Source organism: Allobosea sp. P5_A5 (assembly GCF_056400625.1).
The window spans coordinates 63,343-77,232 of sequence record NZ_JBFUKY010000011.1; the positions used below are offsets into that span (position 1 = coordinate 63,343).

General features: G+C 65.7%; 16 protein-coding genes. 13 read left to right on the plus strand and 3 right to left on the minus strand.

Going from position 1 to position 13,890, the window contains the following annotated elements:
• Positions 1–265 precede the first annotated feature (265 nt).
• From rnr to AC1DR6_RS19215, 7 genes are all read left to right on the plus strand, one after another.
• Positions 266–2,608 (plus strand): ribonuclease R, encoded by a 2,343-nt coding sequence (gene rnr / locus AC1DR6_RS19185; protein WP_476830862.1) that lies wholly within the window; start codon positions 266–268, stop codon positions 2,606–2,608.
• Between the two features lie 31 nt (positions 2,609–2,639).
• A complete protein-coding gene (locus AC1DR6_RS19190; protein ID WP_476830863.1) occupies positions 2,640–3,086 on the plus strand; it encodes a DUF983 domain-containing protein in 447 nt (148 codons plus the stop codon).
• Positions 3,083–3,817 (plus strand): NUDIX hydrolase, encoded by a 735-nt coding sequence (locus AC1DR6_RS19195; RefSeq protein ID WP_476830864.1) that lies wholly within the window; start codon positions 3,083–3,085, stop codon positions 3,815–3,817. The genes AC1DR6_RS19190 and AC1DR6_RS19195 overlap by 4 nt, the downstream gene beginning before the upstream one ends.
• Positions 3,818–3,972: 155 nt before the next feature.
• On the plus strand, positions 3,973–4,140 hold the full coding sequence (rpmG, locus tag AC1DR6_RS19200; RefSeq protein ID WP_057193060.1) for a 50S ribosomal protein L33: 168 nt from the start codon (positions 3,973–3,975) through the stop codon (positions 4,138–4,140).
• A gap of 110 nt (positions 4,141–4,250) precedes the next feature.
• On the plus strand, positions 4,251–4,538 hold the full coding sequence (locus tag AC1DR6_RS19205) for a hypothetical protein (protein WP_476830865.1): 288 nt from the start codon (positions 4,251–4,253) through the stop codon (positions 4,536–4,538).
• A gap of 209 nt (positions 4,539–4,747) precedes the next feature.
• Positions 4,748–5,224 carry a hypothetical protein gene (locus tag AC1DR6_RS19210; RefSeq protein ID WP_476830866.1) on the plus strand — a complete coding sequence of 159 codons (477 nt, stop codon included), beginning with the start codon at positions 4,748–4,750 and terminating at the stop codon, positions 5,222–5,224.
• Positions 5,225–5,294: 70 nt separating this feature from the next.
• Positions 5,295–5,495 (plus strand): hypothetical protein, encoded by a 201-nt coding sequence (locus tag AC1DR6_RS19215; RefSeq protein ID WP_476830867.1) that lies wholly within the window; start codon positions 5,295–5,297, stop codon positions 5,493–5,495.
• Positions 5,496–5,889: 394 nt separating this feature from the next.
• On the opposite strand, the gene AC1DR6_RS19220 is transcribed toward AC1DR6_RS19215, so the two are convergent.
• On the minus strand, positions 5,890–7,266 hold the full coding sequence (locus AC1DR6_RS19220; protein ID WP_476830868.1) for a PleD family two-component system response regulator: 1,377 nt from the start codon (positions 7,264–7,266) through the stop codon (positions 5,890–5,892).
• 119 nt (positions 7,267–7,385) lie between these two features.
• Positions 7,386–7,754, minus strand: coding sequence for a response regulator (locus tag AC1DR6_RS19225; RefSeq protein WP_476830869.1), 369 nt, complete (start codon positions 7,752–7,754; stop codon positions 7,386–7,388).
• A 128-nt stretch (positions 7,755–7,882) separates the two neighbouring features.
• On the opposite strand from AC1DR6_RS19225, the gene AC1DR6_RS19230 reads away from it, so the two are divergent.
• Together AC1DR6_RS19230 and AC1DR6_RS19235 are read left to right on the plus strand one after the other, a co-directional pair.
• Positions 7,883–8,179 (plus strand): DUF3572 domain-containing protein, encoded by a 297-nt coding sequence (locus tag AC1DR6_RS19230; RefSeq protein ID WP_476830870.1) that lies wholly within the window; start codon positions 7,883–7,885, stop codon positions 8,177–8,179.
• 16 nt (positions 8,180–8,195) lie between these two features.
• Positions 8,196–9,524: a DNA polymerase IV gene (locus tag AC1DR6_RS19235; protein WP_476830871.1), complete on the plus strand. Its 1,329-nt coding sequence runs from the start codon at positions 8,196–8,198 to the stop codon at positions 9,522–9,524.
• On the opposite strand, the gene AC1DR6_RS19240 is transcribed toward AC1DR6_RS19235, so the two are convergent.
• Entirely contained in the window at positions 9,481–10,335 is an 855-nt protein-coding gene (locus AC1DR6_RS19240) for a cell envelope integrity EipB family protein (RefSeq protein WP_476830872.1), read from the minus strand. The genes AC1DR6_RS19235 and AC1DR6_RS19240 overlap by 44 nt on opposite strands.
• 288 nt (positions 10,336–10,623) lie before the next feature.
• Between AC1DR6_RS19240 and AC1DR6_RS19245 the strand changes: the two genes are divergently transcribed.
• From AC1DR6_RS19245 to AC1DR6_RS19260, 4 genes are read left to right on the plus strand one after another with little or no spacing between them, the layout of a single operon-like run.
• Positions 10,624–11,097: a RidA family protein gene (locus tag AC1DR6_RS19245; RefSeq protein ID WP_476830873.1), complete on the plus strand. Its 474-nt coding sequence runs from the start codon at positions 10,624–10,626 to the stop codon at positions 11,095–11,097.
• A gap of 17 nt (positions 11,098–11,114) precedes the next feature.
• A complete protein-coding gene (locus AC1DR6_RS19250; RefSeq protein ID WP_476830874.1) occupies positions 11,115–11,870 on the plus strand; it encodes a glycerophosphodiester phosphodiesterase family protein in 756 nt (251 codons plus the stop codon).
• The gene (locus AC1DR6_RS19255; protein ID WP_476830875.1) at positions 11,867–13,105 is read left to right on the plus strand and encodes a GNAT family N-acetyltransferase; all 1,239 of its coding nucleotides are present in this window, start codon (positions 11,867–11,869) and stop codon (positions 13,103–13,105) included. Before AC1DR6_RS19250 ends, AC1DR6_RS19255 begins: the two co-directional genes overlap by 4 nt.
• Positions 13,098–13,886, plus strand: coding sequence for a 2'-5' RNA ligase family protein (locus AC1DR6_RS19260; RefSeq protein ID WP_476830876.1), 789 nt, complete (start codon positions 13,098–13,100; stop codon positions 13,884–13,886). The genes AC1DR6_RS19255 and AC1DR6_RS19260 overlap by 8 nt, the downstream gene beginning before the upstream one ends.
• The last annotated feature ends 4 nt before the right edge of the window (positions 13,887–13,890 follow it).

A 13,890-nucleotide genomic window follows, 5' to 3' on the forward strand; every position in this document is an offset into this window, starting at 1 on the left:
GTGTCTCATTGTCATCAACCGCTGGTGCAAGGCGGGCGGACCTGGACCTCTTCTGGCTGGGTTTCTTTGTCCGCGTGAGTTTTCGCACCATCGACCCGGTTCGCTGGGTCGCGGTTCGACAATGGAAGGGCCGCCCGAAAGGGTGGCCCTTCTTATTTTGTTCGAGAGGAACCGAGCGGACGGGCTGCTGGCGTGCCGAACGCAACCATGGCAAACAGGCGCGAGATGGCTTCCAACAGTTTCCTCTTCGTCATGAGCTGGTCCTTTGAACGCGCCTGAACCCAGCCGTCAGGCGATCCTCGATTTCGTGGAGGAAGAGCGCGCCGCCGGGCGCGAGGTCGGCCGGCGCGAGATCGCCAAGGCCTTCGGCCTCGACCAGGGCGGCAAGATTTGGCTCAAGCGCCTTCTCAAGGAGATGGAACGCGAGGGCGAGATCGGCGGCGACGGAGACGCGCGCCCGGTGCACCCGCGCAACGCCCTGCCCCCGGTGCTGCTCTGCGAGATCAAGTCCCGCGACCGGGACGGCGATCTCGTCGCGCAGCCGCTCGAATGGAACGAGGCGGACGAGGGCGCCGCCCCGCGCATCCTGGTCGAGACCACCCGCGACGACCGCCGCAAATCGAAGGATGCCGGGCAGGCCCCCGGCGTCGGCGATCAGGCTTTGCTCAAGCTGACACGGCTGCGAGGCGTTGCCGATTTCGCCTATTCCGGCCGCGTCCTCAAGATCATGGGCAAGGCCAAGGCCGCCATCCTCGGCATCTTCCGGGCCCTGCCCGATGGATCGGGCAGGCTTGTGCCGATCGACAAGAAGGCGAAAGGGAGCGAAGCGATCATCCCGAAGGGCCGCACCGGCGAGGCGCAGGACGGCGACCTCGTCTCGGTCTCGCTCCGCCGCGAAAGCCGCTTCGGCCCGCAGGAGGCCGAGGTGCGCGAGCGGCTGGGTTCGATCAAGTCCGAACGCGCCGTCAGCCTGATCGCGATCCATGCCCATGGCATCCCGAACGCGTTCCAGCCGGCGACGCTGAAGGAGGCGGGGGCGGCGGCGCTCGCGAGCCTGAAGGGGCGTGAGGATTGGCGCGCGCTGCCGCTCGTCACGATCGACCCCGCCGACGCCAAGGACCATGACGATGCGGTCCATGCCGCGCCGGACACCGACCCCGACAATCCCGGCGGCTTCGTCGTCACCGTCGCCATCGCCGATGTCGCAGGTTATGTGACGCCGCATTCGGCGCTGGACCGCGAGGCGCTGGAACGCGGGAATTCGGTCTATTTCCCGGACCGCGTCGTGCCGATGCTGCCGGAGCGGATCTCCAACGACCTTTGCTCCCTGCGCGAACTGGAAGACCGGCCGGCGCTGGCGGTCAGGCTGGTGCTGAAATCGGATGGCTCCAAGAAGGGCCACTCCTTCCACCGCATCCTGATGCGCTCTGCCGCGAAGCTATCCTACCAGCAGGCTCAATCTGCGATCGACGGCAAGCCCGACGACAAGACCGGGCCGATCCGCGACAGCATCCTGATGCCGCTCTGGGCGGCCTATGGCATTGCGGCGCGCGCCCGCGACCAGCGTCAGCCGCTCGAACTGGACCTCCCAGAGCGCAAGCTGGTCCTGAAGGAAGACGGCTCGGTCGATCGCGTCATGGTGCCGGAGCGGCTAGCGGCTCATCGCTTGATCGAAGAATTCATGATCCTCGCCAACGTCGCGGCGGCCGAGACGCTCGAGAAGGCCAGCAGCCTGCTGATCTATCGCTGCCATGACGAGCCCTCGCTGGAGAAGATGCGCGCGCTCGGCGAGGTGCTCGCTTCCATCGGCATCAAGCTGCCGAAGGACGGCGCGCTGCGGCCGGTGCTGTTCAACCGCATTCTGGCGACCATCAAGGGCTCCGAGAACGAGACGCTGATCAACGAGGTGGTCCTGCGGACGCAGGCGCAAGCTGAATACGTCGCCGAAAATTACGGCCATTTCGGCCTGAACCTGCGCCGCTACGCCCACTTCACCTCGCCGATCCGCCGCTATGCCGACCTGATCGTGCACCGCGCGCTGATCGCGGCGATGAAGATGGGCGAGGATGGCCTGCCCAAGAGCACCACATTGGCGGAGCTGCGCGAGGTCGCGACGCGGATCTCGGCGGCGGAGCGAAGGGCGATGGCGGCCGAGCGCGAAACCACCGACCGATTGATCGCCCATTTCCTCGCCGGCCAGATCGGCGCGAGTTTCGACGGGCGCATCGGCGGCGTGCACAAGGCGGGCCTGTTCGTGAAGCTCGACGGCACCGGCGCCGATGGATTCATCCCGGCATCGACCATCGGCGCGGACTACTACCGTTACGACGAGGCGGCCCACGCCCTCACCGGCGAGCGCACCGGCGAGAGCTGGCGCCTGGGCGACCGCGTCCATGTCAAACTCGTCGAGGCTGCCCCAGTCGCGGGCGCCCTTCGCTTCGAGCTGCTCTCCCCGGGACGGACCGTGGCAACGGGTCGCGCTGGCAAGCGGAGCGGCCCGGCGCCATATGCCGATCGTTCGGGTGCGCCGTTCGGCCGAAAGGCCAGGTTCGGCAGCAAGCCCGCCGGCAAGCCGACAGGCGCCCGCAAGCCTGGCAAAAGACGGTAATGAGCCAAAAGACGGTATTGAGCAGAGACCGATGAGCGTTCGCATCCATGCTGCGCAGGGTCATGATATCGCGCGGGAGTGGCGCCAGGCCGTCGCGCGCGGCGTTCAGGGGCGCTGCCCGCATTGCGGTCGTGGAAAGCTGTTTCGAGGCTTTCTGAAGCCGGTCGACCGGTGCGAGGCCTGCGGGGAAGAGCTTCACCACCAGCGGGCTGATGATCTGCCGCCCTATATCGTCATCACCATCGTCGGCCATGTCATCGTCGGCGGGCTGCTGCTCGCGGAGAGATATGGCGACTGGCCGATGGCGCTTCACATGGCGCTTTGGCCGAGCCTGACCGTCATTCTGTCACTCATGCTGATGCAGCCCGTCAAAGGCGGCGTCATCGGTCTGCAATGGGCGTTGCGCATGCACGGCTTCAGCGGCGAGCCCGATCTGCCCGAACGCCAGCCTCTTCCCCAGCGCGGATATGGTCCATGACCGACCATAGCGTGACCCTCACGCAAGCCGAGCGGACCCGCGTCACCGTCAACCAGCGGCCGAAGGACGCCGCGACGATGATGATCATCGATCGATCGGCCGCGCGCCCCATGGTCCTCATGGGCAAGCGCCATGCGAGCCACAAATTCATGCCGGGCAAATACGTCTTTCCCGGCGGGCGGCTGGACGATGCCGACCGGCGCATGGCCGCCACGGGCGCCCTGCCCCAGATCTGCGAGGATCGCCTGATCAAGAGAGCCCCGCGGTCGGGCATCGGCAAGGCCCGGGCGCTGGCGCTGGCCGCGGTCCGGGAAACCTTCGAGGAGACCGGGCTCCTGTTCGGCACAGACGAGTTCGGCGCGCCCGACGCCGCGCCCGCCGGAAGCTGGAGCGAATTCGCCGCCCACGGCATCTTTCCCGATCTCTCGGCGATCACCTTCGTCGCCCGCGCCATCACGCCACCGCGCCGGCCCAAGCGTTTCGATACCCGTTTCTTCACCATCGATGCGTCCGCGATGGCAAAGAAGGTCGACGGCGTCGTCGGTCCCGATTCGGAGCTGATCGACCTCGTCTGGGTCGATTTCGACGAGGCCAGAGAACTCGACCTCCCGACGATCACGAAGGTGATCATTCAGGAGGTGGAGGCGCGGATCGAGGGCCGTTTCGCCCCGTGGCTCCCTGTGCCGTTCTATTGGGAAAAGCGCGGCAGCTTCGTGCGCGAGGAGCTTTAGCCCCCGCGCGACCGGCGAAGGGGCTTCCCTCAGCGCTATTCTTCCTTGACTTCGCCTGACCTATGCGGCATTTCCCGCCGTGACGGTTTGCCGGGTGTCCCCGGCCATTTTCTTTTCTGAGGGCTTTCAAGCCCGCCTGGTTCGAGGATACGCCCATGGCCAAGGCCGTGACGATCAAGATCAAACTCATTTCGACCGCCGACACCGGCTTCTTCTACGTGACGAAGAAGAACTCGCGCACGATGACCGAGAAGATGTCGAAGAAGAAGTATGACCCGATCGCGCGCAAGCACGTCGAGTTCAAGGAAACCAAGATCAAGTAAGGCTGCGGCTTTACTCCTGCGTTTCTGCCGGAAGCCGCTCCATTGGGGCGGCTTTTTGCATTGATGGTACAAGCTCCTCGACGCCTGCCCAGCGACCCATATTTCAGCCGATGCCGCGCTATACCGACGAACTCGACGCTCTGACCGAGCACGAAACGGCCTTGCGTGATGCGATCGCACGGCGCATCGCCCTGGAAAGCGGCGAGTCCCCCGCCATTGATCCGGGCGAGCAGTATGTCGCCGCCGCGGAATCAGCCATTGCGCAGTGGTCGGACCAGGGCGAGGAGCAGCAAGACCTCGCCGCTTTCAGGTCGATCGGCCCGTTGCAGCAACTCCTGATCGAACACCGAAACCTTCTCGAGCGTATCGAGGATCTCCTGGATCGCCGGCTTTCGTGATGCGGGCCGGCGTCGATGCGCCCGCTGGCAGAGCCGATCGATCGAGGAAGAACGGTGTCGGGTTCGCGCCGACCGCAAGCGCGCTGAATTCGTCGCTCGGCGCGCAGCGCTCCCCAACGGGTGAGGCTCGATCATCGGACGGAGCTTGACTCCAGCACCGCATCTTTGAAAAGTCCGCCCACTCGCGAAATCAACAGCAGGAACGGGCGATGATGCTGCCGATCCCAAGCCGCGCTGCGGTGTGTTGCGCCGGGCTGATGATGTCGGGCTGCATGCAGTCGATGCCCAACGCCGAGATGATCACAAAACCGACGCAGGAGGCGTTCACGCGCCTGACGAGCTGGGCGCCATGGCGGCCGGCCCCGCAGCCGGAGCCGATCATCCTCGGAAACGAAGTGCTGTCGCCTCCTCCCACGGCGTCTTCCGGGGTCGCAGCGGCCGTGGATATGGAGCCCAAACCGAGCGAGCGCGCCACCTTGGAGCCGCGGATCGGCCTGCGTGGGCAGATCGCTCCGACCCTCTCGCAACGCCGGGCTCTTCAGCCGGTTGCCACCGCCAGCAGACGCTCGCCCTCCGCGCGCGTGATCCCGGTCGGCGACACGTTGCCGGTTCCAGGTCGGGTCTCCTGCCAGACATCGAGCAGCGTCGGCGAGAGGGTGCGCATGGAATGCAAGCCGATCGACTAACGCAGCGAGGCAACCTTCCGTCTTGCCGTTGGTTGACGCGCGGAAGCTCGGGACTGTGGAGATCAGGCTGGTGACGAAAAGCGAGCCGGAAGATGGCCGGGCCGGTGCACACGGCGCGACACGCAGGCTGCTGCGCCTTCTCGTGCAGGTCGATTCATCGCGCTTTGTCGGAAAGCGGTTCGGCGCGGCTGTAGGGCTCGTCGCGCTGCTCGCGGCTTTCGGCGCGGCCGGGTATTGGCTGCCGGCGTTCCTGAGTTACCTCGGCCGCTGAGCCTGCCGCTGCAAGCCTCGCTCCTGCCGCGAAAGATCGCGCAGCGAGATCCGAGGAACGAAAGTGGCCGGCCGGTTGCGGTTCCGAGGAGGCCGGACATCCGCAACCAGCCGACCGAGCCCGACGGTTTCCCAGGAGATGCGGCGGACCTGAGCACCCGAAGGGCATTGCTGAGCGGCTTGATAGCCGCTGCCGTGGCAAACCCTTACAATGTGACCGGTCGAGATCAATCGAATACGTCTTGTTTACCATAAGCCTCTGGGCTTAACCTTACCTCATAAGCTTAAGTCCCACAGTAAACAGCGCTTGCGTCAGGCCATATTACTGAACATTTCAAATGGCCTGGCCGCCGGGGCGAAAGCGATCGCGCAACGACGCTGCCCAGTCATCGCTCCTAAGCCGCGTTCGCGACGATGACGCGGTTGCGGCCGCCTGCCTTGGCCAGGTACAGCGCTTCGTCTGCGCGTTTCATCATATCGGCGGCGGATTGATCGCCCGCTTTCCGGTTCGCGACACCGATCGACACGGTCACCGGGATGCCTCGGAGGCCGCCCTGGATCATGAAGGGTTCGCTTTCGACCCGCTCGCGGATCCGCTCCGCCACCGCTTGCGCCGCCGGCGCTGCCGTGTCCGGCAGAACCACGACGACCTCTTCTCCGCCCATGCGCGCAACGACGTCGATGCCGCGGGTGCAGGCACGGACGCGATCGGCGAACTCGCGCAGAACCTCGTCGCCGGCATCGTGGCCCCAGCTGTCGTTGACCACCTTGAAATGATCGACGTCGAGCACGAGCAGCGAGAGCGTGCGCGCTCGCATCACCGATTCCTCGAACATCGCCGCCAGACGGCTGTCCATGAAACGACGGTTGTGCAGCCCTGTCAGCTGATCCAGCACCGCCATTTCCATGGAGGATTGCAGGCTGTCTCGAAGGCGGTCGGTGAAGCGTTTGCGCCTGATCTGGGTGCGCACCCGGGCGAGCAGCTCGTTGCGATCGATCGGACGAATCAGAAAATCATGGGCGCCGATTTCGAGGCCGCGCAGGATGCGGGCGCGATCCTCCATCTCGGCCAGCAGCAGCACGGAAATGTCGCGGGTCTTTTCCAGAGAGCGCAGCTGGCTACAGAGCCGCAGCCCGTCCTGTCCTTCGAGATCGAGGCTGACCAGAACGCAATCGAACGCTTCATCGGCCGCGCGTAGCAGAGCCTGCTGTGAATTGGTTTCGATCTCGACGGCATGGAAGGCAGACAATGCGCTCTGCAGGCGCTCTGCCACGCTGGCGCGATCTTCGACGAGCAGGACACGGCCGCTAAGGCCCGTCTCTGCAGCCGCCGCCGCGAGCGGGTCGGCGATCCCGAGGCGGCGCGAGGCGATGGCGCGGTTGCGCAGCTCGTCCGTCATCGTCTTGAGCCGCGTCAGGCTGCGAACACGCGCCATCAGCGCCGCATCGTCGAGCGGCTTTGTCAGGAAGTCGTCGGCGCCGGCATCCAGCCCCTGCAGCCGGTCGCGCGGCTGGTCCAGCGTCGTGACCATGACGACGGGAATATGCGCCGTATTAGGCTGGTTCTTCAGCCGGCGGCAGACCTCGAAACCGTTCATGCCGGGCATCATCACGTCGAGCAGCACGATGTCAGGCTCGCCGCGCTCGCAGATGGCGAGGGCTTCCGCGCCGCTGGAAGCGATCATGACATCGTAATATTCGGCCGAAAGCTTCGCTTCCAGCAGCTTCACATTGGCAGGCGTATCATCGACGACGAGAACGCGGGCTGACATGGTCCTGCTTTCCCGAGCATCGGCCCGAAAAGTGGATTGCGGGTTTCGGGAATGCCGATGCAGTAACAGAATGAGGCGCAATCGAGCCGACTCCGATAGTCGGCTCGATTGCCCGAACGTCAGGCCGGACCGGCATAGGTCCGGACGGTCTCCAGAAATTTCGCGACCGAGATCGGCTTGGAAAGATAGGCTTCGCAGCCGCCCTCGCGAATGCGCTCCTCGTCGCCCTTCATCGCGAAGGCCGTCACGGCGACCACGGGAATGGCCTTGAGGTCGTCATCCTCTTTGATCCATTTGGTCACCTCCAGCCCGGAAACCTCCGGCAGCTGGATGTCCATCAGGATCAGATCGGGGCGATGGTTGCGCGCCAGCTCGATGGCCTCGATGCCGTCCGCGGTCTTCAGCGTGGCATAGCCATGGGCTTCGAGCAGGTCGTTGAAGAGCTTCATGTTGAGCTCGTTGTCCTCGACGATGAGAACCGTCTTCATCGGGCCGCCCTTCTATAGCGCCAGGAAAATCCACAGGTGATCGAACCTGGGATCGGCGGCTTCGTTCGCGGATTGTGCTAGCATGCGACGAGTTGACGAAACGCAAACCGAATACGCGACTCAAGGTCATGGTACCCAGACAGACACTTCAGGATGCCGAAGGCCTGGCGATCCAGGCATTGGGCTTCCTTGCCGCCGAGCCGGAACGCATCGGCCCCTTCCTGGCGGTGACGGGGCTCGATCCGGGCCGGCTGCGTGCTGCCGCGGCCGAACCCGGTTTCCTGGCCGCCATATTGGAGCATATCGGATCGAGCGATTCGCTTCTGCTCGAATTCGCCGGAAATCTGGGGCTGAACCCGGAAAGCGTGGCGCAGGCCCGTCGGCTGCTCGCGGGACCAGAGCCGGGCTCCGGCGATTTCGCCTGACCGGCCGGCAGCGTTCATGCGCAGCCTGTGCCGAGACTGCCTGATCGACCATGACGGGCCAGGCCCGCTCCGGCGCTGCTCGAGCTGCGGGTCGCCGCGCCTGATCCGTCATGCCGAGCGCGACACCTTGAGTCTCGCGCATATCGACTGCGACGCTTTTTATGCGGCGATTGAAAAGCGCGACGACCCGAGCCTGCAGGACAAGCCGTTGATCATCGGCGGCGGCAAGCGCGGCGTGGTCTCGACGGCCTGCTATATCGCGCGCACCTATGGCGTGCGCTCGGCGATGCCAATGTTCAAGGCGCTGAAGGCCTGCCCCGAGGCGGTCGTCGTCAAGCCGAACATGGCGAAATATGTCTCGGTCGGCCGAGAAATCCGCCAGATGATGCGGGAGCTGACGCCGCTGGTCGAGCCGATTTCGATCGACGAGGCTTTTCTCGATCTGGCGGGCACGCAACGTCTGCATCACGCCAATCCTGCCGAGACCCTGGCCCGCTTCGCCAGACGCGTGGAAAGCGAACTCGGCATCACCGTCTCGGTCGGCCTGTCCTATGCCAAGTTCCTGGCCAAGGTCGCCTCGGACCTCGACAAGCCGCGCGGTTTCTCGATCATCGGCCGTGGCGAGGCGGTGGCGTTTCTCGCAGACAAGCCGGTCGGCCTCATTCCCGGCATGGGGCCGGCGAGCGTCGCCAAGCTGGCGCAGGCCGGCTTCAAGCTGATCGGCGATCTCAGCGACGCCCCGGTCGAAAAGCTGTTCCGGTCGGCTGGAAAGGACGGGCCGCGCCTCAAAAACCTCGCCAACGGCATCGACGCTCGCCCGGTCACGCCCGACCGGGAGACGAAAAGCGTCTCGAGCGAAACCACGCTCGATGTCGACCTCGCCCGCTTCGACGAGTTGGAGCCGATCCTGTGGCGGCTCTGCGAGAAGACATCGAAGCGCCTCAAGGCTCAGGAACTGGCGGGGCGGACGATCACGCTCAAGCTCAAGACCGCCGATTTTCACACGACGACGCGGGCCAGCCGCCTGCCCGAGCCGACACAGCTGGCCGCGCGGCTGTTTGCCGCCGGGCGCGACTTGCTCAAGCGCGAATGCAGCGGCCCGCGCTATCGGCTGATCGGCATCGGCGCGAGCGATTTCAGCGCCCCCTCAGAGGCCGATCACGGCGATCTGGCCGACACCGCGACGCCCCGACTGAAGGCCATGGAGGGCGCGCTGGACGCCCTTCGGGCCCGCTTCGGCGATGAGGCCATCGGCCGGGGCCTGAGCCTGCGTCTGCCGCAGCGCCGCTCGGGCGAAGCTGCTACTTCGCGCAAGGATCTTGAGGGAGCAGATCCAGACGAGTGAGGGTGCCGCGCAGGGCGAAGCTGCCATAGTCCAGCCGCAACGCGCCCGTGACGCCGTTCTCATAGAGATCGAAGGCGATGGTGTAGGAGGGCGTCGTCTCGCCCGAACCGGCCTTGAAATAGGAGATGGTCACCGGCCAGCGCGCCATCTTTTCGAATTCGGGGCGCTGGAGCGGCTTGTCGGACGGCTCGGCCTCGATCCGCTTTCCGATGACCGACAGCGTGTCGTAAACGTCCTTGCCGGTATTGGCGCCGTCATAGAGCCTAACACTGAGCGTGGTCTTTCCGGCGCGCGCCGCCTCGATCACAGCTTTCATCTGTGCGTTCGGGAACAGCGCGTCGAGCTGCTCGCGGTAGCTCTCCGTCTTGGGCTGGCGAAGCTTGACCTCGTAGCCGCCGCTCTCCTTCTGCGCCGTGCCGTCGACGGTCTCGGGTGTACCGCCGGCCGCCGAACTCTCGTTCTTGAAGCGATAGCTTGCGCCGTCACCGGCCTCGAAGCTGGTGGTGCGGGCGTCAATCACGCGCGGCCCGGCCTCGGTGCCGAGCTGCGTCACCTGCCGGAAGGAGAGCGCATAACCTTCGCAGGCATCCCCGGTGAATTCATAGGCGATGCGACCGCGCGCCGTCTCGATGTTGCCGGAGGGCTTGGCCCCGTCCAGCACCAGATCGTAGATGGCGCGGTGCGGCGCCAGAACCACGCGTTCGGCCGCTTTGCCCACGTTCTTGGGTGCATCCTGCGCGAATGCCGGAACGGCCATCGCCATGGCTGCGATGCAAACCGGCCCCGCAAGGCCCAACCATCTTCCGCTCATGTGTCGCCCGTTCCTTGCTGTCGGCGAAATCTAGGTGCATCGCGGCAATGGCGCAAACATGGCGGAAGGCGACATGGCTTGGCGCGAGACGGCCCTGCCCGTCGGGCATGGACCGCAGCTTGCGGGAGGCCCGGCCATCGGCCATGAAAGGCGCCTGTCCAGACCGGGGAGCGGAAGGCGACATGGCTTGGCGCGAGACGGCCCTGCCCGTCGGGCATGGACCGCAGCTTGCGGGAGGCCCGGCCATCGGCCATGAAAGGCGCCTGTCCAGACCGGGAGCGGAAGACCATGAACGCCGTCGACACCAAACTCGCCGAACTCGGCATCACCCTCCCGACGCCCGCCGCGCCCATCGCGAATTACGTTCCATACGTCATCACCGGCAACCTGCTGGTGATCTCCGGCCAGATCTGCTTCGGGCTCGACGGCAAGCTCGCCGATGCGCACAAGGGCAAGCTCGGCGCCGAAATCTTCAACGAAGCAGGGCTGGAGGCAGCCCGCCTCTGCGCCATCAACGTGCTGGCCCAGGCCAAGGCGGCGCTGAACGGCGATCTCGGCCGGATCGTGCGCTGCGTGCGTCTCGGCGGCTTCATCAACGCCGTTCCGACGTTCGCGGCGCTGCCGGCGATCATGAATGGCGCTTCCGACCTGATGGTCGAGATTCTCGGCGACAAGGGGCGCCACGCGCGCTCGACCATCGGCGTCGCCGAACTCCCGGCCGATGCGGCGGTCGAGGTCGAAGCCATGTTCGAGATCGCCTGATGGCGTCAGGCGTCAGAATGCCGCGGCCCGACCTCGGCTGGCTGGTCGCGAAACCGATCGCCCATCGCGGCCTGCATGGGCTCGAGCCCGGCGTGATCGAGAACAGCGGCTCGGCTGCGCTGGCTGCGATCGACGGCGGTTTCGGAATCGAATGCGACGTGCAGCTCACCGCCGATGGCGAGGCCGTCGTCTTCCATGATTTCGTGCTCGACCGGCTGACGGCCGCGAGCGGGCCGGTCCGCGCGAAGACGGCAGTAGAACTCGGGCGCATCACGCTGACGGGCTCGAACGATCCGATTCTGACGCTGCCGGCCTTTCTCGACCTGATCGGCGGCCGCGTGCCGCTCGTCGTCGAGATCAAGAGCCGCTTCGACGGCGACCTCGCGCTGACGCGCCGGACGGCCGACGTGATCGCGAGCCGCAGCAGCCAGCCGATCGTGATCAAATCCTTCGATCCCGAGATCGTGACCGCCTTGCGCGACCTCGCTCCGCAGATCCCGCGCGGCATCGTCGCGATGAACACCTATGATTACGGCGACTATGAAAAGCTCTCCCTGGAGCGGAAGCATGCGCTCGCCAACCTGCTGCATTTCACCGAAAGCCAGCCGGACTTTCTCTCCTGGAAGGTCACGGATTTGGACAGCGCAGCGCCCTATCTCTGCCGGAACGCCGTCGGCATGCCGGTGATGAGCTGGACCGTGCGGACGCCCGAACAGCGCGAGACGGCAAGGCGGCTCGCCGACCAGATGGTCTTCGAGGGCTTTCGCCCTTGAGCGAGGAGGACGGGGCAGGTCTCAGCGTCCGCGTCGCGACCTCGCTCAAGGCCGTCCCTGCCGGCGCCTGGAACGCCTGCGCCAATCCCCGGGCGCTGCTCGACGCGGTCTATCCGGCCGCGTCCCCGCCAGCGGGTGGCGGCATCGATCATGACAACCCCTTCGTCAGCCATGCCTTTCTGAGCGCGCTCGAAGACAGCCGCTGTGTCGGCGCCCGCAGCGGCTGGTCACCCGCCTATCTCCTGGTCGAGGACGAGGTTGGGCAGCTTCTCGCTGCCGCGCCGAGCTTCCTGAAAAGCCATAGCCAGGGCGAATACGTCTTCGACCATAGCTGGGCGGATGCCTATGAGCGCGCCGGCGGGCGCTATTACCCCAAGCTGCAGGTCGCTGCGCCCTTCACGCCCGCCACCGGCCCGCGACTGCTGGTCGCGGATGGGCCACGCGCCGATGAAGCGCGCGCCGCGCTGATCGAGGGCCTCGAGGCCTTGCGCGGCCAGACCCAATCGTCGTCAGTACACGTCACCTTCGCGCAGGAGCCCGATGTCGCTGCATTGGCCGAGGCCGGCTATCTCGAACGCCACGACCTGCAGTTCCATTGGCAGAACGACGGATTCGCGTCCTATGACGACTTCCTCGCCACGCTCGCCTCACGCAAGCGCAAGGCGCTGAAGCGCGAACGGCGCGACGCTTTGAGCGCCGGGATCGAGGTCGAGGTGCTGTCCGGCTCCGGCCTTACCGAAGCGGTCTGGGACGATTTCTTCGGTTTCTACGAAGACACGGGCTCTCGCAAATGGGGCCGCCCCTATCTCAACCGCGCGTTCTTCTCCCGCGTCGGTGAGGCGATGGGAGAGCGGATCGTGCTGGTGATGGCCCGTCGTGCCGGGCGATACATCGCCGGCGCAATCAATTTTCGCGGCGCCAACACCCTCTATGGCCGTAACTGGGGCTGCATCGAGGACCATCCCTTTCTGCATTTCGAGATCTGCTACCATCAGGCGATCGACTATGCGATTGCGCACGGCCTGGCGCGGGTCGAGGCCGGCGCCCAGGGCGAGCACAAGCTCGCGCGCGGTTATCGCCCGGTCATCACCCGCTCGCTGCATCACATCGCCGACCCCGGCCTGCGCCGCCCGGTGGCCGCCTATCTGGCGCAAGAGCGCGAGCAGATCGCGGCCGGGCGGGATGCGCTCGACGCCGAAAGCCCGTTTCGAAAAGGCGGAGGCCCCGATGAATGACGGGGCGCCAACGCGCCGAGCGGTCTGCTATTGCGACGAGAGCGAGCTCGGCTATCGCCGCAGCCTGACGGACTTTTCCGTGCCGCTGACGCTGGACGATAGCTATCGGCTGGCGCACCTCCCGCTCGTCGCGCCCGGCCATCCGCGTGTGATCCCGCGCGCGGACGGCAAATTCTACGAGATGGGCCGTCACCCGCGCGTGCATTCCCTGGTTCTTCCGGTTTCCGATCAGGAACTCCGCGCTTCTCCCGTTTTTCTGGCGTTTGAGGCAGAGCTGAAGGCGGCTTCCTTCTCCAGCAAGATCGCCTGGGACATTCTTCCGCTGCGGGCGCAACGCCTGCATGCCACGGTCTGCGGCTCGCTCGGAACCGGGGAAACGGCGCCTGCCATTTCGGCGCAGACGGAGCAGGCGCTGGCGGCGATCGCGCCGTTCCATGTCGAGCTCCGCGGCCTGTTCTCCGGAAACGTCAATCGCGGCAGGCTCTATCTCGCGGTTTATCCGGAAAAGCAGGACGGTCTGAACATGCTGCAGGCTGTTCAAGAGGCTTTCGGACGGCCGCCGGGAGACCTCTGGCTGGTCGGCCTCTACAATCTTGTCGACGATCTCGACGCTGCCGAGACGATGGCGCTGGCCGATATCGTCGCGCGCTTTTGGAATATGACGCTCCTGCGCATGACGGTCTCGGAGCTCGACATTCTCGGCGCCTCCGACGACCTCGTGCTCGACGGCACAGTAGAGTCGGTCCTGCCGCTCGGCCGCATCGGCTCGTCGGCGGGTTGACGGC